The organism is Burkholderia sp. Bp9031 (assembly GCF_003857965.1).
Lineage (GTDB): Bacteria > Pseudomonadota > Gammaproteobacteria > Burkholderiales > Burkholderiaceae > Burkholderia > Burkholderia ambifaria_A.
Genome location: NZ_QTPW01000048.1, coordinates 20,970 through 38,792, shown reverse-complemented (window position 1 = coordinate 38,792; position 17,823 = coordinate 20,970). Strand labels below are relative to the sequence as shown.

Here is a 17,823-nt window from a genome sequence, read left to right as displayed (position 1 = left end):
TTCATGGACAAGGGCGCGATCGTCGAGGACGACCGCAAGGACGATTTCTTCTCGAATCCGAAGTCGGATCGCGCGAAAGACTTCCTCGCGAAAATCCTGCACTGAGCAATGCGCGACGGCGCATCGTGCCGCACGACGCGACGCGCCCCGCCGGCCGCCCTTTCCGGAACCCGCCGTCCCGATGAAACGACTTCCTTCCCTCAACGCGCTGCAGATCTTCGACATCGTCGCCCGTCACGGCAGCTTCACGCGCGCCGCCGAGCACCTGTGCCTGACCCAGGGCGCCGTGAGCCGGCAAATCCTCGCGCTCGAGGGCTTCTATCAGTTTGCGCTGTTCAAGCGCACGCCCAAGGGGCTGACGCTGACGGCCGAAGGCGAACTCCTGCTGCCGACGGTGCGCGAAAGCTTCGCGCGCATCGAGGAGGTATCGATGCGCCTTTCGCGCAGGCGCACCGAACTCGCGCTGAAGGTGCCGACCTGCATGATGCAGTGGATGCTGCCGCGCATCATGCGGTTCCAGGCCGAGCATCCCGAGCTCCAGGTGCAGATCACGACGACCTGGGATCATCACGTCGATTTCCGCATGGAACCGTTCGACGCCGCGGTGATCTACGCAGCCGGCGGCGGCCCCGACATGCATGCGATCCCGTTGTTCGAGGAACGGCTCACGCCGGTCTGCGCACCAAGCCTGCCGGAGCGGCAGCCGCTCGCGAACCTCGACGACCTGGCTGGCCATACGCTGCTGCATCCGACGCGCGATCACCGCGACTGGAAGCGGTGGCTCGACCATGCGGGCGCGCCGCACGTCGACTCGACGCGCGGCTTGAGCTTCGAAACGCTGGATCTCGCGACGCACGCGGCGATCGACGGTTACGGCGTCGCGATCGGCGACCGGACGCTCGCGAACGAAAGCGTGGCGGCGCACCGGCTGGTGATGCCGTTCGACATTTCGTTGCCGACCGGGATGGGCTATTACTTCGTGTATCCGGGCGGTGCCGAACAGCAGCAGAAGATCCAGCTGTTCGGCGACTGGATCGCGGACGAGCGCAAGGGCGCGGCGGGCGTCGCGCCGGCCTGAGCGGACGCCGCCTGTCGCGCGTGCGGCACGGCCTCGCGACACGTGCGGTTTGCCGCACGCGCGCCAGGTGCGGTTACGTGATCACGCCGACCTGCCACGGCACGAACTCGTTCTGCCCATAGCCATGCAGTTCGCTTTTCGAGCGCTGGCCCGACGCACAGTCGAGCATCGCGCGGAAGATGTCGGCGCCGAGCTGGTCGACGCTCGACGTGCCGTCGATCACGCCACCGCAATCGATATCGATGTCGTCCGCCTGGCGCGTCCATAGCGCCGTATTCGTCGCGAGCTTCAGCGACGGCGACGGCGCGCAGCCGTATGCCGACCCCCGGCCTGTCGTGAAGCAGATCAGGTTCGCGCCCGATGCGACCTGCCCTGTCGCAGACATCGGGTCGTAGCCGGGCGAATCCATGAAGACGAGGCCGCGCGCGTCGATCCGTTGCGCGTATTCGTAGACGTCGACGAGATTCGTGGTCCCGGCCTTCGCGATCGCGCCGAGCGATTTCTCGAGAATCGTCGTGAGCCCGCCCGCCTTGTTGCCGGCCGACGGATTGTTGTCCAGCGCCGCGCCGTGACGCGCGCAATACGCTTCCCACCATGCGATTCGCGCGAGCAGCTTCTCGCCGACGTCCCGGCTGACCGCGCGCCGGGTGAGCAGATGCTCGGCGCCGTAGATCTCGGGGGTTTCGGAAAGGATCGCCGTGCCGCCCTGCCGCACCAGCCGGTCGACTGCCGCACCCAGCGCGGGATTTGCCGAAATGCCCGAGTAGCCGTCCGAGCCGCCGCACTGGAGGCCCACCACGAGATGCGCCGCCGGCATCGGGACACGCGCCACGCGGTTCGCGTCCGCGAGCATCTCCGTGATCATCGCGATGCCGCGCTCGATCGTCTTGCGCGTGCCGCCGCTCTCCTGGATCGTGAAATGGCGCAGGCGCGCGGCGTCCGCCTGCCCGCCTTCGCGCAGCACGTCGCCGATCTGGTTGGTCTCGCAGCCGAGGCCGATGAACAGCACCGAGTGGAAGTTCGGATGCGCGGCGTAGCCCGCCAGCGTACGGCGAAGGATCGCGATGCCATCCCCCTGCGAATCGATCCCGCAGCCGAGCCCGTGCGTGAGCGCGATCACGCCATCGACGGCCGGATAGTCGGCCAGCGCCTGCGGGCGCACGTCGCGCCGGAAATGATCGGCGATCGCGCGCGCCACCGTCGCGGAGCAATTGACGCTCGTCAGTATGCCGATGTAATTGCGGGTCGCGATGCGGCTGTCGTCACGACGAATGCCCATGAAGGTTGCCGGCGTTTCGTCGTAGTGCGTCGGGATCGCGCCGGCGCCGAACGCGTGCTCGCGCGCGAACTCGACCATGCCGAGGTTGTGCACGTGTACATGATGGCCGCGCGCGATCGCCTCGCGCGCGACGCCGATGATCTGGTTGTAGCGCCTGACCGGCTCGCCTTTCGCGATGTCGCGTGTCGCGATCTTGTGGCCAGGCGGGATGAGGCCGGCCACGACGAGCGCCTCGGATGCGATCCGGGTGCCGGACACGAGCTGACGCGTCGCGATCACGACGTCGTCGTTCGGATGCAGCCGGATCGCGGCCGGCTCGGTAACGTGAAAGGACATGGAGGTGATCCTGGATCCCTGACGGGTTGTTCGTCATCGGCGCGCGACATCGCGCGCGCCGGCGAATGGTTCATCGATGCGAGCCGGCCTGCGCGCCGCCCGCGGTGCGCTCCTCGGCCGCGTGCTCGATCCCGCGCAACGAGCGCAGCAGCAGCACGCTGACGAAACACAATGCGGCGACCACGACGAAGCCCGTGCGCGAATCGTGCGACACCGCGTCCGCGAACGCCTTGATCTGCGGCGACACGAAACCGCCGAGATTGCCGATCGACACGATGAACGCGATGCCGCTCGCCGCGCCCGTCCCGCCGAGATAGCGCGTCGGCAGGCACCAGAACACCGGCTGGCACGCGACCAGCCCGGGAATCGCGATGCAGAAGGCGAGCAGCGCGAGCACCGGCGTATTGATCACGGATACCGAGGCGAACGCGAGAATCCCGACCGTCAGCATGCCGGTCGCCACCTGCAGATGGTTGTCGTGGCGATCCGCGAAACGCGTGGCGACGATCATCGCCGCAATCGTGCACAGCCACGGGATCATCAGCAGCAACCCGATCTTTCCGTCGATCTGGGTGCCCATCGTCGCGGCGAATTTCGACGGCAGGTAGAACGCGAGCGGCGCATTGCCGATCTGGATGCAGAAGTACGCGGCAATGAACGTCAGCACACGGCGGTCCTTCAGCACACCGAACACGGCCGCCGACAGATGCCGCGATTTCGCGCGCTCTTCCGCGTCGAGCGTATCGCACAACGCGCGCTTCTCGTCGTCGGTCAGCCAGCGCGCGTCCTTCGGCCGGCTCGTCAGGTAGAAGAACGCGATCACGCCGACCACGGTCGCCATCAGCCCCTCGACCACGTACATCCATTGCCAGTTGCGCAAGCCGAACACGTCATGCATCTGCAACAGGAAGCCCGACAGCGGGTTGCCGATCAGCATCGCGATCGGCACGCCGAAGTAGAACAGCCCCAGCGCACGGGCGCGCCCCTTCGCGGGAAACCAGTAGGTCAGGTACAGGATGATCCCGGGAAAGAAGCCGGCCTCGGCCGCGCCGAGCAGGAAGCGGATCGTATAGAACTGCGTCGGCGTCTGCGCGAACATCATCGAGGCCGACACAATGCCCCACGTCACCATGATCCGGCTCATCCAGACCCGCGCGCCGACGCGGTTCATGATGAGGTTGCTCGGCACTTCGAACAGCGCATAGCCGATGAAGAAAATGCCGGCGCCGAACGCGAATGCCGCATCGCTCAGGCCCGTATCGGCCTGATAGGCGATCTTCGCGAAACCGACGTTCGCGCGGTCGATGAACGCCAGCGCGTACATCAGCGTGAGAAACGGCAGGAGCCGGAGCGCGGCCTTCCTGACCGCGCTGGCAAGGTGCTTCGATTGATGCGGATCGTGATCCATCGTTGTCTCCGGAATGATTCTTGTCGTGATGCCTGCCCGCTATCCGTTTACGCGCGCCATTCGGGGCCGTCCGGATAGGCGTATGCATCGAGCGAAGCCTGCTTCATCGTGACGCCGTAGCCGGGCGCCTCCTGCGGCATGTAGCGCCCGCGGCGAATCGCGATCGGCGCCTCGAAATGCTCGTGAAGATGGTCGACGTATTCGAGCACGCGCCGCTCCAGCGAGCCCGACACCGCGATGTAGTCGAACATCACGATGTTCTGCGAGTACTGGCACAAACCGACGCCGCCGCCGTGCGGACATACCGGCACGCCGAACTTCGCCGCCATCAACACGACGGCGAGCACTTCGTTGAGCCCGCCGAGCCGCGCGGGATCGAGCTGGCAGAAATCGAGCGCGCCGGCCTGGAAGAACTGCTTGAACATCACGCGGTTGTGCGCGTGCTCGCCGGTCGCGACACCGATCGGCCCGATCCGCTGCCGGATCGCGGCGTGGCCGAGAATGTCGTCGGGGCTGGTGGGCTCCTCGATCCACCACGGATCGAACCGGGCGAGCACCCGCATGTTCGCGATGGCCTCGTCGACGCCCCAGTTCTGGTTCGCGTCCATCATCAGCTTGCGGTCCCAGCCGAGTTCCTCGCGCAGGATGGCCGCGCGCCGCACGTCCTGCGCGAGATCCGCGCCGACCTTCTGCTTCAGGTGGGTCCAGCCGTCCGCCACCGCCGCGCGGGCGAGCGCGCGCATCTTGTCCTCGGAATACCCGAGCCAGCCGGCCGCCGTCGTGTAGCCGGGAAAGCCGTGCTCGTGCATCTCCCGCTCGCGCTGCGCCTTGCCCGGTGCGGCCCGGCGCAGCATCGCGACGGCTTCCTCGCGCGTCAGCACGTCGTCGATGTACGTGAAGTCGATGCAGCTCACGAGTTGCTCGGGCGGCATGTCGACCAGGAATTTCCAGACCGGCTTGCGTGCCGTCTTGGCCCAGAGATCCCAGATCGCGTTGATCAGCGCCGCCGTTGCGAGATGCACCACGCCCTTCTCCGGGCCGACCCAGCGCAACTGGCAGTCGCCGGCCACCATCTCGTGCCAGTACGCGCCGAAGTCGGCCGTGATCTCCTCGAGCGAGCGGCCGATCACGAACAGCTTCGCGAGCGCGTGGGCGGCCTCGACGCACAGCTCGTTGCCGCGGCCGATCGTAAACGTCAGCCCGTGCCCCTGGATGCCGTTGCCCGCGTCGGTGACGAGCGTCACGTAGGTGGCCGAATAGTCGGAATTGCCGTTCATCGCGTCCGAGCCGTCCATGCTCTTCGAGGTCGGAAAGCGAATGTCACGGACCTGCACATCGATAATGCGTGTCGTCATCCTTGCGTGTCTCCATTTCATTTCACTTCATCGCGTGCGGCGGCGGACCGCTGCGCCGCGAGCGTTCATCCGAGCGCCGCGGTCAGGTGCGGCTGACCGATCGGCAGCTTCAGCGTGCGCGCCAGCTCGACTGCCGGGCGCAGGCGCCGCGCCTTCTTCATGTCGTGATTGCCCGCGATATCGGCAAGCCGATGCGCAAGGAACGGATTCGAGAACCGGTCGCGCACCTCGTCCAGGTACGCCAGCGCCGCGTCGTGTTCGCCGAGCGCATCGAACACCGGCATCACCTCGTCGTTCCATACCGCTTCGAGCGGCGCGCGGTACACGGGATCGTCCATCGCCGCGCCCACCGTCATGTCCGACATGCCGCCGCGCGCGAGCCATTGCTCCGCGAGCACCGTATGCCCGAGATTGAGCAGCAGCAGCTTCCGGCGCTCGTAACGTTCCAGGTCGTCGGTCACGACGATGTCCGGGTGCTCGCACGGCAGCGTCATCCCCGCCGTGCGGCCGACCGCCCACAGCGCATACGGTTCCGCGATCGCGCCGACCGGATGGATCGGCTCCGACACGATGCGGTCGACGAGTGAGTTGACCCACACGCAGCCGCCGATCAGGTAGTCGACGAACGCGGCATCCGCCTCCCATCGCCGCGCGACGGCGATCACCAGGTCGCGCAGCGTGTCGCCGTTGCGCGCGACGAGCTCGCACGGAAGCAGCGTGACGGGCGCGCCGCCGGCACGAAAGCGCTCGTGCAGCAGCACCGCGAGCTTCGCCGCGAATCCGCGCGGCGACCGTGCGCCGTCGAGAAGATCGGCCCCGTCGTCATCGAACAGCGCGTAGCCGCTGTCGCCGGTGTTGGACACGATCGCGCGGACCTCGCATGCGACGCGCTCGCGCAACCGCGCCCAGTCTTCCGTCGCATGCAGCGCTTCGGTAATCGCCGTGCAGTCGACCACGCGATCGATCGTCTCGCCGTGCCGCCGGCCGCGGATCCGCACCGGATAGCGCCTGGCGGCACGCAGCGCATCGATGCGCGCGCGGCTTTCCGCGCTCGACGTCGTCTGCACCACGGTGATCTCGCCGAGCGCGCGGCCTGCGGCGAGCGCTTCCGACGTAAACAGGTCGACGTGCGCCTGGAGGAAGCGGCTGGTGCCGAATTGCAGGATCGGATTACCCATCGGTTCGCGCGCCCCGTTCAACATTCGACGAGCGCCTTGATCACGCCCGCGTCCGGCGCGAGGAGTTGCGCGAACCGGTCGGGCAGATCGGCGAGCGTCAGCGCGTGCGTCTTCAGCGCGTCGGTCGGCACCCGGCCCGCGCGCATCGCGTCGAGTACCGTTTCGAAGTCCGCGGGCGTCGCGTTGCGGCTCGCGAGCAAGGTCGTTTCGCGCTTGTGGAATTCGGGATCCGAGAACGAGATGCGGCCCTTGACGAGCGAGATCAGCACGTACTTGCCGCCGTGCGCGACGAACTCGAGGCCGCGCTCCATCGCACCGAGGTTGCCGGTGGCGTCGAACACGACGTCGAAAAACTCGCCGTCGGTGAGCGCCGCAAGGCGCGCCACGTCGGTGGCAGCGCCCGTCGTGTCGAGCAGCACGGCAGCGTGCGCGCCCAGTGCCGTCTTGCAGACCTCGAGCCGGTCCGCACGGCTGTCGAGCACGCTGACCCGCGCGCCGCGCAGCATCGCGAAGATCAGTGCGGCCATGCCGATCGGCCCCGCGCCGACGACCAGCACGCGTTGATCCGACCGAACGTCGGCACGCGCGACCGCGTGCGCGCCGATCGCGAGGAATTCGATCATCGCGGCCTGGTCGAGCGTGACGCCATCGGCCTTGAACACGAACGCCTGCGGAACGGCGAGGTATTCGGCCATGCCGCCATCGGCGTGCACGCCCAGCACCTGGATTCGGGTGCAGCAATTCGTCTTGCCCGCACGGCACGCGACGCACGTGCCGCACGACAGGTATGGCATCACGTAGACCTGGTCGCCGACCTTCACGCGCGCGCCCGCCGGCGCCGTCTCGACGACGCCGGCCAGTTCGTGCCCCATCACCCTCGGATACGCGAGGTACGGCTGGTTGCCGGTGAAGATGTGCATGTCGGTGCCGCAAACACCGACCCGCTTCACGCGAATCAGTACCTCGTCGGGTCCGGCTGCCGGCATCGGGCGCTCGGCAACGACCAGGCGGCCGGGTTCTTCACAAATGACAGTTCTCATCGGTGTCTCGATTACGTATGAAAGAGGACGGCGCGGAAACATGCTTCCAAATTGGCCTGACCAGACACAGGCTATTGGTCTGGCCACATTTGGTCAAGCCAATTTCGGAAATTCATGGGAAATCCCTAAGTTTGCGGCTAGAGCCTGAGCATTGCATTCGGGGGATGATGTCCTTCAGGCGCCCGTATCACGATTGGAGGACATGGCGTGAGACTCCCCGCCAGCTCGAAGGCCGGCCATTTGGTAAGGCCAATTTAGTGAGTCGATTCACCATCGACGGGTGAGGACGTGCCCTCTTCTCCCTCCGATTGGTCAGGCCACTCGGAGTGCAGTAGACTGACTGCTTCCGACAGAAATCCGCGGTACGCGGGCAAGGGGGAGCATTGCCGGACCCGTTCAAACAGGTGGATACCCGCCGCCTGTATCAGCGCATCGCCGACCAGATTCGTTCGCTTATCGAAGCGGGACGGTTCGCCGACGGAGAACGCCTGCCGCCGGAGCGCGATCTGGCCCAGCAATTGGGCGTATCGCGCCCGTCGGTTCGGGAGGCGCTCATTGCGCTGGAGATCGAGGGCATCGTCGAAGTCCGGATGGGGTCCGGCGTGTTCGTGTGCTCTCCCGCGAAGGCGTTGAGCGCACCGGCGACGCCGCTGGGCGAAAACCCGATCGAACTGACGAGCGCCCGTGCCGCGCTCGAGGGCAGCGTCGTCGAACTCGCCTGCGCACGCGCGACACCCGAACTGCTGGAGCCCGTGCGGCGCGCGGTCGACGCCATGCGCTCGGCCATCGCGGAAGGCCGCTCGCCGCTACAGCACGATCGCGAATTTCACGTCGCGATTGCGTCGATGACGGGCAATTCAGTGCTTGTCAGGCTGGTGGGCGAGCTTTTCGACGGACGCCACAGTCCGATCTCGTCGCGCGTCAGCGCGCGCGCCGAAAGCAAGCAGACGTGGGCCAGGGCGTTCGACGAACATGAGTCCATTCTCCACGCACTGGAAAACGGCGAGGTGCTGATGGCCCAGGCGGCAATGCGCACGCATCTTTATGCGTCGCAAAGACGCTGGCTGGAACAGGAACGGAACTGAAGCGGGCGGGGGCGTAGCCGTCACCGGCCGCTGAGTCGGTCTTCATCCACGGCGCCGGGCCGTCACCGCTTATGAACGACCGAGTCGAGCACGAAGCTGGTCGTCATGTTCTGCACGCCGTCCAATGCGCTGATCGTCGCCCAGATGTCGCTGATGCGCTCATGCGTGGCCGCCTCTATCTGCACCAGCAAATCGACCTCGCCGCTGAGGACCGCGCAGTCGCGCACCTCGGCGATCCGCCCGAGTGCGGCAAGCACGTCCGCGCCGCGCATCCGGTCCTTGCGGTAGACGAGCATCACGGCACGCACGGGTGCGACATCGTCGGGCAACGCGAGCCGCACCGTATAGCCTGCAATGATCTTCAGCGCTTCGAGCCGGTCGATCCGGTTCCGGACCGACTGCCTGGACAAACCGATCCTGTCGGCCAGCACCGCGAGCGGAATCCGCGCATCGGCACACAATGCGTCGATTATCTTCTGGTCCAGGCCGTCGATCTTCATTGGCCGAGCCCGGTGTGCCCGGCGCCGCGCGCATCGACCGCGTCGCGCAATGCCGCGATGTGGTCGGGGCCGATTCCGCAGCAACCGCCGACGATCTGCGCGCCGAGCGCAAGCCACTGCTCCGCCCATTTCGCATAACCGGGCGGATCGATATCACCGCGCAATGCGTCGAGTTCCTCGTTCGCACGCGCATCGGCGCGTTGCGGCGGAAACGCGTTCGCATACGCGCCGATCATCAGCGCCGGTCCCGCTCCCGTTCCCGCGAGCGTACGCTGCACCGTCTCGATCGCCGCACCCATCGCCTCCGGCTGGCTGCAGTTGAACAGCAGCGCGCTCGCGCGCGCGGACACGGCGGCGCCGATTGCTTCGTCGAGTGTCTGGCCCGATCGCAGTACCGGCCCGGTGCCCGCGTCGGCGTCGACATCGTCGCGCAGCGTGAACGACACCCAGAGCGGCTTCGGATTCGCACCCAGCGCGCGACGGACCGCGTCGATCTCGCCGGTCAGGCTCTGCGTCTCGGCCAGCCACAGGTCGACGTACGGATCGAGCCCGTCGACGAGTGTCGCCAGAATCGCATCGGCACGCGCCGCGTCGAACAGGTCGGGCCGATACGAGCCGCCGGTCGGCGGAAGCGATCCCGCGACGCGCACGGGCCGCCCTGCGCGATCCGCGGCTTGCCGCGCGAGTTGCCCGGCCAGTGCCGCGAGCGCGACACCGTCGCGACGAAACCGCTGCTCGCCGATATGGAACGGTACGACCGCATAGCTGTTCGCGGTGATCACGTCGGCGCCCGCCGCGACGAACGCGTCGTGCGCGAGGCCGACGTAATGCGGCGCTTCCATCAGCGCGAGCGCCGACCATTCCGGCTGTCGGAACGGCGCCCCCATCCGCGCCAGTTCGCGACCCATGCCGCCGTCGAGTACCGTGATGCCATGCATAGTCCGTGCTCCGTCGTTGCAATCCGGGCCGCTCGTGCCCGAATCGGTTCAAAGGCTGGCGCGACCCGCCCGATGCGTCGAACGGCCGTGTGCGCCGGTCCGTGTCAGATCTGCTCGAGCGCCTGCGCGATATCGGCTTTCAGGTCGTCGACATGCTCGATGCCGACCGAATAACGGATGAAGTTGAGCGGGATGTCGGCCGCGCGCATTTGCTCCGCCGACATCGTGCCCGCCCACATGGATGCCGTATGGATCGCGAGCGAATCGACGCCGCCGAGATTGCCCGCATTCAGCGGCAAGCGCAGCGCCTCGACGAAGCGCTGCGCTTCGCCATAGCCGCCCCGCACGCCGAACGCGACCACGCCGCCGAAACCGCGCATCTGCCGGCATGCGAGTTCATGTTGCGGATGGCTGCGCAGGCCCGGATAGAACACGCGCTCGATCTTCGCGTGCGCCTCGAGGAATTCGGCGAGCGCCTGGGCATTCGCATTGATCCGCTCGACGCGCATCGGCAGCGTGCGCAGCCCGCGCAGCAGCAGCCACGCGTCCATCGGCGACAGCACCGAGCCGAGCGTGATGTGCGTATGCCAGATCTGCTCGGCGAGCACGCGGCTCGTGCAGATCACGCCGCCGGTCAGGTCGTGATGGCCGCCGAGATACTTGGTCGCGCTGTGCACGACGATATCGACACCGAGCCGGTGCGGCTGCTGGTTGACCGGCGATGCGAACGTGTTGTCCGCGAGTGTCAGGATGCCGCGCGCCCTGGCGATTTCAGTCACCGCGGCGATGTCGGTCACGAGCAGCAGCGGATTGACCGGCGACTCGAGCACGATCAGCCGCGTGTTCGGCCGGATCGCACGATCGAACGCGGCCGCGTCGGTCTGGTCGACGAACGTCACCTCGACGCCGAACCGGCGCAGCATGTCGTCGAGCATTTTCGTCGTGCTCATGTAATGGCGCGTCTGGCCGATCACGTGATCGCCGGCCTTCACGACGCTGAGGATCGCGGTCGCGATCGCGCCCATGCCGGACGCGGTGACCAGCGCGGTCTCGGTGCCCTCGAGCTCCGCCATGATCGCCTTGACACGCTCGTGAACCGGATTGCCGTAGCGCGTGTAGTTGCGCGGATGCTGCGGCACGCTCGACATCTCCGCGAATTCCTCGCTGCCGGCGGCCTTGAACACGGCCGAATAGTGGATCGCCGGCGCGACCGTCTTCTCGTCGGTCACGTCGCGGTCCGCGGCCAGCGCGAGCGTTTCAAGCCTGTATCCCATTTCGTTCTCCGGATCGTTCATTGTGTCGTGTCCACGCGGTGCCGTCAGGCACGCACGCTGCCCAGATGGCGATTCAGCCGCCCTTCGACGCGTTTGAGCACGGTCGACAGCACTGCCGTGATACCGACGTACACGATGCCGGCCAGCATCAGCGCGTCGGTCGTATAGGTTTCGATGGAGATGCGCCGCGCGACACCGGTCAGGTCGAGCACGGTGATCGTGCTGGCGAGCGCGGTCGACTTGAGCTGCAGCACGATCTCGTTGCCGAGCGTCGGCGCGACGATGCCGATCGCGCGCGGGACGATCACGAACCAGGTCAGCATGAAGCGGCTCATCCCGAACGCGAGCGCGGCTTCCTTCTCGCCGGCCGGCACGCCGGCAATGCCGCCGCGGATGTCTTCCGCCATGTAGGCCGCGAGGTTGAGCGTCAGCGCGCACAACGCACACGAGAACGATCCGCCAACCAGCAGCCACAGCGGCGAGGCGCGCACGATCGCGAACTGCGCGAGCCCGTAATACAGCACGAAAATCTGCACCAGCAGCGGCGTGCCGCGAAACACCGACATGAACAGGCGGCTCGGTGCCGACAGCCACCGATGCCCCGACGTACGCGCGACGGCAAGCGGCACCGCGAGCGCGAACGCAAACGTGCATGACAGCACCAGCAGTTGCAGCGTAATCCAGACGCCGCGCGCGACGTCCGCGCCCGACTGCACGACGAGGGAAAGAAGGTCGTTCATCGCATGGCCCTCGTCAGGTGCGTTGTGCGTAGCCGCGGCCCGCGATGCGCTCGAGCCACGCGAACACGGGGTTTGAAACGGCGAGAAAGCCGAAATAGACGATACCGACTGTCACGTAGAAGACGAATGGCTGCTTGGTGAACTGCGCGGCGATGTTGGCCTTGCGCAGCATGTCCTCGAGCCCGACGATCGATACCAGCGACGTGTCCTTCAGCAAGTTCTGCCACATGTTGTTCAGGCTCGGCAGGCAGATTCGCCACGCCTGCGGCAGGCGCACGTGCCACAGTGTCTGCAGGCGTGTCATCCCGTACGCGCGCGCGGCCTCGATCTGTCCGGCCGGCACCGCGATGAACGCGCCGCGGAACATCTCCGACGAGTAGGCGCCGAACACCACGGCGAGTGCGATCACGCCGGCCGAGAACGGGCTCACGGCAAAGGCGCCGTCGAACTGCACGTTGAGCACACGCGACAGCCCGAAATAGCAGATCAGCAGGATCAGGAACTCGGGAATGCCGCGCAGGAAATTGGTCAGCGCATAGGTCGCATGTCTGAGCCAGCCCATGCTCGACAGTTTCGCCGATGCCCCGGCGATGCCGAGCAGCATGCCGACGCACAGCGCGGCGAGCGCGAGTTCCAGCGTGACGAGCGCGCCCGCCGCGATCTGCGCGCCGTAGTTCACCAGAATGTCCATCGTGATATCGCTCCTTGTGAGGCCCGGATAGGCCCGGATCGCGCAGGCCGCCGTGCGGCGGCCGCGCGGTCCCGATGCGCGGCTATTGCGGCGCGATGCTGAACGGGAAATAGCGCTTGTTGGCGGCGGCGAACGTGCCATCCGCCTGCACCTGCGCGATCCCCTTGTCGAACAGCGCCTTCAGCGGCGCGTCGCCCTTGCGCACCGCGATCGCCGTGCCGTCGCCGAAGATCTCCGCATCGGCGATCGGCTTGCCGACGAAGTCGAAGCCCTCCTTCCTGCCGGCCTTCGTCAGCCAGTCGTATGCGACCGTGTTGTCGGCGAGCACGGCATCGACGCGCCCGGCCTCCAGGTCGAGCCAGGCTTCGTCGAGCGTCTGATAGACCTTCACGTTGATCCCCGACTTGCTCGCCGGCAGGCGGCGGCGCAGATAGGATTCGTGGGTCGACGCGGTCTGAACGCCGATCGTCTTGCCGCGCAGCGTAGCCGCGCCATCCGTGATACCCGAGCCCTGCTTCGCGACGAGTTGCACGGGTGCCGTCGTGAAAATGCGCGTGAAGTCGACCGACTGCTCGCGCTCCGGCGTCTTCGACATTTGCGCGAGCACCGCATCGATCTGCTTGGCCTTGAGCGCCGGAATCAGCGCGTCGAAATCCATCGTCACCCACTGGCACTTGACCTTCATCGTGTCGCACATCTTCTTGCCGACGTCGATCTCCATGCCCTGCAGCTTGCCGGACGCATCCTTGTATTCGAACGGCGCGTAATCGGCGAGCGTGCCGACCCGCACGACCTGCTCGGCATGCGCGACCGATCCGAGCAGTGCCGCGCCCACGCACAGCGACTGAAGCAGCTTCTTCATGGTTTCCCCTCCGGTTGGCATTGAATCCGCATCAGATGATGCTGGACAGAAACTTCTGGAAACGCGGCGATTTCTGGCTCGCGAACACTTCGTCGGGACTGCCGTCCTCCTCGATTCGTCCCTGGTGAACGAACACGACGCGGTTCGCGACCTCGCGCGCAAACCCCATCTCGTGCGTGACGACGAGCATCGTGCGCCCCTCGTCGGCCAGCGAGCGCATCACTTTCAGTACTTCGCCGACGAGTTCGGGATCGAGCGCCGACGTCGGCTCGTCGAACAGCATCACGTCGGGGTCGGTCGCGAGGGCGCGTGCGATCGCCACGCGCTGCTGCTGGCCGCCCGACAGCTGGTTCGGATAGTGCTCGCACTTGCCGGCGAGCCCGACCCGTTCGAGCATCGCGATCGCCTTGTCGCGGGCGTCGCGCTTCGGCACGCCCAGCACGCGCACCGGCACGAACATCACGTTCTGCAGCACCGTCATGTGCGCCCAGAGATTGAACTGCTGGAACACCATCGCGAGCTTGCGGCGCACGCGCATCACCTGCTGCGCGTCGGCGGCGACGAGCGCGCCGTCGCGGCCCGCCGGCTTCAGCGCGAGCGTTTCGCCGTTCACGCAGATCCGGCCACGGTCGGGCATTTCCAGCAAGTTGATGCACCTGAGGAACGTACTCTTGCCCGACCCGCTGCTGCCGAGAATCGACACGACCTCGTGATTCCGCGCGGTCAGCGAGATGCCCTTCAGCACCTCGACACCGCCGAACGACTTGTGAATATCCTCGACCACCAGCGCGTCCGCCGCCGGCTTGCATGCAGGAATTGCTGCTGGCATCCTCGACTCCTTCTTCGCTACGTTGCACACACACCGCTCCGGTTCGCGCCGCGCCGGCCCGTCATGTGCCGGCGCTCGCGCATCAGCTCGACAGCCGCCGGTTGCGCCTGAAGCAGACCACCTTCGGCTGCGTCATTTCCGTCATCGCGAACCGAACGCCTTCGCGGCCCAGCGACCCATGCTTGAAGCCGCCGAACGGCATGCCGTCGAAGCGGTAGTCGGACGAATCGTTGATCATCACGCCGCCCGCCTGCAGCCGCTCCGCCGCGCCGAGCGCCACTTCCAGGCGGTTGGTAAACACGCCTGCATGCAGGCAGCTCTCCGACGCGTTGGCCGCGTCGAGCGCCTGCTGCAGGTCGGTGAATTTCTCGATCGTCACGACCGGCGCAAATACCTCGTCGGTCCATATGCGCGCGTCGCGCGGCACATCCGCGAGCACCGTCGGTTCATACAGCGCACCGCGCCGCCGATGGCCGCTCAACACCGTCGCACCGCCGGCGACCGCTTCGTCGACCCAGTGTTCGATGCGGACCGCCTGTTCCTCGCCGATCATCGGCCCCATGTCGGTCGCTTCGTCCAGTGGATCGCCCACGACCATCTTGCCGGTCAGTTCGACGAAATAACGGACGAACGGCTCGTACGCCGCCTCGGCGACGAAGATCCGCTGCGTGCCGATGCAGTTCTGCCCCGCCGCCCAGAACGCGCCCGACACGCACGATTCGGCGGCATCCTTCAGGTCGCAATCGGCCATCACGATCACCGGCGCATTTCCGCCGAGGTCCATCGCGATCTTCTTGAGCCCTGCATCGCGCGTGATGGCCTCGCCGGTTTCCGGCCCGCCGGTAAAGGTCACCATCCGGATCCGCCGGTCGCGCACCAGCGCGGACGCGATATCCGCGCCGCCGTGCACGATCTGCAGCGCGTCGCGCGGCACACCGGCTTCCCACAGCACTTCGACGAGCGCCTGCGCGGACAGCGGCGCGAGCAGCGAGGGCTTCAGGATCGCCGCATTGCCGGTCGCCATCGCCGGCCCGAGCTTGTGTGCAACGAGATTCAGCGGGTCGTTGAATGGCGTGATCGCGAGAATCACGCCGAGCGGTTCCAGCGTGTAGTAGCCGCTGCGATCCTCGGAGCCGGGATAGCCGTCGAACGGGATCGTCTCGCCGGTCAGCCGTTTCGCCTCCTCGCCCGACAGGCGCAGCGTGTTCACACAGCGCGCGACTTCCTTGCGAGCCTGCCGCAGCGGCTTGCCCGCTTCGAGCGCGATCGTGCGTGCAAACGTCTCCGCCTGCGCCTCCACGATCGCGGCTGCACGAAACAGGATGTCGGCCCGCCGGCTGCGCGGCAGGGCCGCGGCCGCACGCGCGCCTTCGAGCGCGCGCTCGACGAGGGCCGGCGCCGCATCGACAGGCGACAGCCGAACCTGGCCGACGATCGCGCCGTCATACGGCGACCGGACATCGGCCACGCCGGAGTCGGTCATCACCGCGTCGCGCGCGCTCATGCGGCCACCTCGTGCGACACGGCGCAGATCCGGTCCGCGAGTTCGATCAGGTCGGACAGGATCGCGAACGCCGTTTCCTCGCGCCCCGCACCGGGCCCGCTGATCGTCACGCCGCCGAGCACGTCGGTGTCGAACGTGATCGCGTTCGTCACGCCGCTCGCGGCAAGCAACGGATGGCCGGCCGGCAGCTTGCGCGGCTCGACGCTCGCGGTCACGGTGCCGTCCGGATGGCGGATGGCCGAGCCGATCAACCGCCAGGACATGCGTTCCGCCGCCGCTGCGCGCACGTCGTGCTCGGTCAGCTCCACGATGCCGCGGCACGTCACGTCGCCGCGCGTGAGGCCGGCATTCCACAGCGCGTTCGCCAGAATGACGACCTTCAGTTGCACGTCCGACCCGTTGACGTCGGCCGCGGGGTTCGCCTCCGCATAGCCGCGCTGCTGCGCATCCCGGATCGCCGCATCGAAGCTCGCGCCGGCCTCGACCTCGCCGAGCACGTAGTTCGACGTACCGTTCAGGATGCCGGCAAAACCGTTGACGTCGCAGCCGCGCAGCGACGTCGCGAGCTGCCGCAGCACCGGCGTGCCGCTCATCACCGTGCCCTCGTACATCACGCACGCCCCCGACTGCGCGGCGATCCTCGCGAGCGCCGGCTGCGCGAGCGCGATCGGCCCCTTGTTGGTCGTGATCACGTGCTTGCCGCATTCGAGGGCGGTACGGCAATGCGACAGTGCCGGCTCGCCGGTGTTCGGGTCGGTGAAGGTCGCCTCGACGACGACATCCACGTGCTCCGACGCAATGGCCTTCAGCACGGCCCCGAGACCGACGTCCGGCGATACCTGCGTGCCGGGATCGCGACGGAGCGCTTCGGCGTCGACACCCCGCCGGGCGGTTTCGTCGAGGACGTCCAGCGCGATGCCGCGAGGATTCGTCGCGATCCCGAGCCGCAGGTCGGCGACCATCGTCACCGACACGTCGAGGCCCGATGCACCCAGCAGCGCGCGCTTCTTCTTGAGCAGTTCGACCAGTCCCTGATTGACTCCGCCGAAACCGACCAGTGCCAGTTTGAGTTCCATCTTGATCATCTCCTGTTCATTGACTACAGGAAACAGATTAGTCCTGCGAATTGATCGACAAATTATGCGTTTCGACCGATTCGGGCAGTCACGCGTTGCGGTTTGTCACGCGGGACGGACGGATCGACCGTCGCCGCGCGAACCGCCCTCGTCAGGCGGCGGGTGGCTCGTCGTCGCCGTCCTTGTCGACCGGCACGAACAACCCGACCTTGACCGCGCTCAGCACGACATTCGTGTTGATCCGGCGGATCATCGGATTGCTCTGCATGATCCGCGCGGACAACCGGTCGTATGCCTCGACGTCGGGTGCGGTGATGATCGCGATCAGGTCGACGGAGCCGGTCACGTAGTAGATCTGCTGGATTTCGTCATGCGCCTTCGACCACTCGCGGAACCGTGCGACCGTCTCGTAGTTTTCGCGTTCGATCTCGATCGCCGCGATGAACGTCATCGGCCGGCCGACCGCCGCGCGATCGACCACCGCGATTTCCGCCGAAATGATCTTTTCGGTGCGCATGCGCTTCAGCCGCTTCTGCACGGCGGACGTGGACAGACCGATCCGTTCGGCAATGGCATCCGCAGTCGCGGTGCAATCGCGCTGGACGATATTCAGGATCTTGCGGTCGAAGGTGTCGAGTGGATCGGTCATG

The 17,823-nt window shown here is 66.8% G+C and carries 17 protein-coding genes and 1 pseudogene; 3 read left to right on the top strand and 15 right to left on the bottom strand.

All coding sequences use genetic code 11. The features are described 5' to 3' along the window. Both DIE15_RS34450 and DIE15_RS34445 read left to right on the top strand, forming a co-directional pair. Nucleotides 1–105, top strand: a pseudogene (locus tag DIE15_RS34450) (amino acid ABC transporter ATP-binding protein); the annotation flags it as partial. A 76-nt stretch (nucleotides 106–181) separates the two neighbouring features. After that, on the top strand, nucleotides 182–1,078 hold the full coding sequence (locus DIE15_RS34445; RefSeq protein ID WP_057924195.1) for a LysR substrate-binding domain-containing protein: 897 nt from the start codon (nucleotides 182–184) through the stop codon (nucleotides 1,076–1,078). 73 nt (nucleotides 1,079–1,151) lie between these two features. Here DIE15_RS34445 and DIE15_RS34440 read toward each other — a convergent pair whose 3' ends face one another. The 5 genes from DIE15_RS34440 to DIE15_RS34420 form a co-directional block, all read right to left on the bottom strand. Next, entirely contained in the window at nucleotides 1,152–2,693 is a 1,542-nt protein-coding gene (locus tag DIE15_RS34440; RefSeq protein WP_124835649.1) for a UxaA family hydrolase, read from the bottom strand. A gap of 70 nt (nucleotides 2,694–2,763) precedes the next feature. Further along, nucleotides 2,764–4,101, bottom strand: a complete 1,338-nt coding sequence (locus DIE15_RS34435; protein WP_124835648.1) for an MFS transporter — start codon at nucleotides 4,099–4,101, stop codon at nucleotides 2,764–2,766. Nucleotides 4,102–4,148: 47 nt separating this feature from the next. After that, nucleotides 4,149–5,456: an enolase C-terminal domain-like protein gene (locus DIE15_RS34430; protein WP_124835647.1), complete on the bottom strand. Its 1,308-nt coding sequence runs from the start codon at nucleotides 5,454–5,456 to the stop codon at nucleotides 4,149–4,151. A gap of 65 nt (nucleotides 5,457–5,521) precedes the next feature. After that, complete coding sequence (locus tag DIE15_RS34425; RefSeq protein ID WP_124835646.1) at nucleotides 5,522–6,634, bottom strand: mannitol dehydrogenase family protein; 1,113 nt, start codon at nucleotides 6,632–6,634, stop codon at nucleotides 5,522–5,524. 17 nt (nucleotides 6,635–6,651) lie between these two features. Continuing rightward, nucleotides 6,652–7,674 (bottom strand): zinc-binding alcohol dehydrogenase family protein, encoded by a 1,023-nt coding sequence (locus tag DIE15_RS34420; protein ID WP_124835645.1) that lies wholly within the window; start codon nucleotides 7,672–7,674, stop codon nucleotides 6,652–6,654. Between the two features lie 383 nt (nucleotides 7,675–8,057). Between DIE15_RS34420 and DIE15_RS34415 the strand changes: the two genes are divergently transcribed. Further along, nucleotides 8,058–8,759: a FadR/GntR family transcriptional regulator gene (locus tag DIE15_RS34415; RefSeq protein WP_057924190.1), complete on the top strand. Its 702-nt coding sequence runs from the start codon at nucleotides 8,058–8,060 to the stop codon at nucleotides 8,757–8,759. A 62-nt stretch (nucleotides 8,760–8,821) separates the two neighbouring features. On the opposite strand, the gene DIE15_RS34410 is transcribed toward DIE15_RS34415, so the two are convergent. The 10 genes from DIE15_RS34410 to DIE15_RS34365 all read right to left on the bottom strand — a co-directional run bounded on the left by DIE15_RS34410 (nucleotide 8,822) and on the right by DIE15_RS34365 (nucleotide 17,822). Continuing rightward, a complete protein-coding gene (locus DIE15_RS34410; protein WP_057924189.1) occupies nucleotides 8,822–9,259 on the bottom strand; it encodes an Lrp/AsnC family transcriptional regulator in 438 nt (145 codons plus the stop codon). Then, nucleotides 9,256–10,197, bottom strand: a complete 942-nt coding sequence (locus DIE15_RS34405) for a homocysteine S-methyltransferase family protein (protein WP_124835644.1) — start codon at nucleotides 10,195–10,197, stop codon at nucleotides 9,256–9,258. The genes DIE15_RS34410 and DIE15_RS34405 overlap by 4 nt, the downstream gene beginning before the upstream one ends. A gap of 104 nt (nucleotides 10,198–10,301) precedes the next feature. Then, the gene (locus DIE15_RS34400; RefSeq protein ID WP_057924483.1) at nucleotides 10,302–11,471 is read right to left on the bottom strand and encodes a PLP-dependent aspartate aminotransferase family protein; all 1,170 of its coding nucleotides are present in this window, start codon (nucleotides 11,469–11,471) and stop codon (nucleotides 10,302–10,304) included. 44 nt (nucleotides 11,472–11,515) lie between these two features. Then, complete coding sequence (locus DIE15_RS34395) at nucleotides 11,516–12,211, bottom strand: ABC transporter permease (protein WP_124835643.1); 696 nt, start codon at nucleotides 12,209–12,211, stop codon at nucleotides 11,516–11,518. A gap of 13 nt (nucleotides 12,212–12,224) precedes the next feature. Continuing rightward, nucleotides 12,225–12,902, bottom strand: a complete 678-nt coding sequence (locus DIE15_RS34390) for an ABC transporter permease (protein ID WP_057924186.1) — start codon at nucleotides 12,900–12,902, stop codon at nucleotides 12,225–12,227. An 82-nt stretch (nucleotides 12,903–12,984) separates the two neighbouring features. Beyond that, a complete protein-coding gene (locus tag DIE15_RS34385; protein WP_057924185.1) occupies nucleotides 12,985–13,764 on the bottom strand; it encodes a transporter substrate-binding domain-containing protein in 780 nt (259 codons plus the stop codon). Between the two features lie 31 nt (nucleotides 13,765–13,795). Continuing rightward, a complete protein-coding gene (locus tag DIE15_RS34380; RefSeq protein ID WP_034196105.1) occupies nucleotides 13,796–14,593 on the bottom strand; it encodes an ABC transporter ATP-binding protein in 798 nt (265 codons plus the stop codon). Nucleotides 14,594–14,675: 82 nt separating this feature from the next. Next, on the bottom strand, nucleotides 14,676–16,097 hold the full coding sequence (locus tag DIE15_RS34375; protein ID WP_124835642.1) for an aldehyde dehydrogenase family protein: 1,422 nt from the start codon (nucleotides 16,095–16,097) through the stop codon (nucleotides 14,676–14,678). After that, on the bottom strand, nucleotides 16,094–17,173 hold the full coding sequence (locus DIE15_RS34370) for a homoserine dehydrogenase (protein ID WP_124835641.1): 1,080 nt from the start codon (nucleotides 17,171–17,173) through the stop codon (nucleotides 16,094–16,096). The genes DIE15_RS34375 and DIE15_RS34370 overlap by 4 nt, the downstream gene beginning before the upstream one ends. Nucleotides 17,174–17,324: 151 nt before the next feature. Next, nucleotides 17,325–17,822 carry an Lrp/AsnC family transcriptional regulator gene (locus DIE15_RS34365; protein ID WP_124835640.1) on the bottom strand — a complete coding sequence of 166 codons (498 nt, stop codon included), beginning with the start codon at nucleotides 17,820–17,822 and terminating at the stop codon, nucleotides 17,325–17,327. Between the last annotated feature and the right edge of the window lies 1 nt (nucleotide 17,823).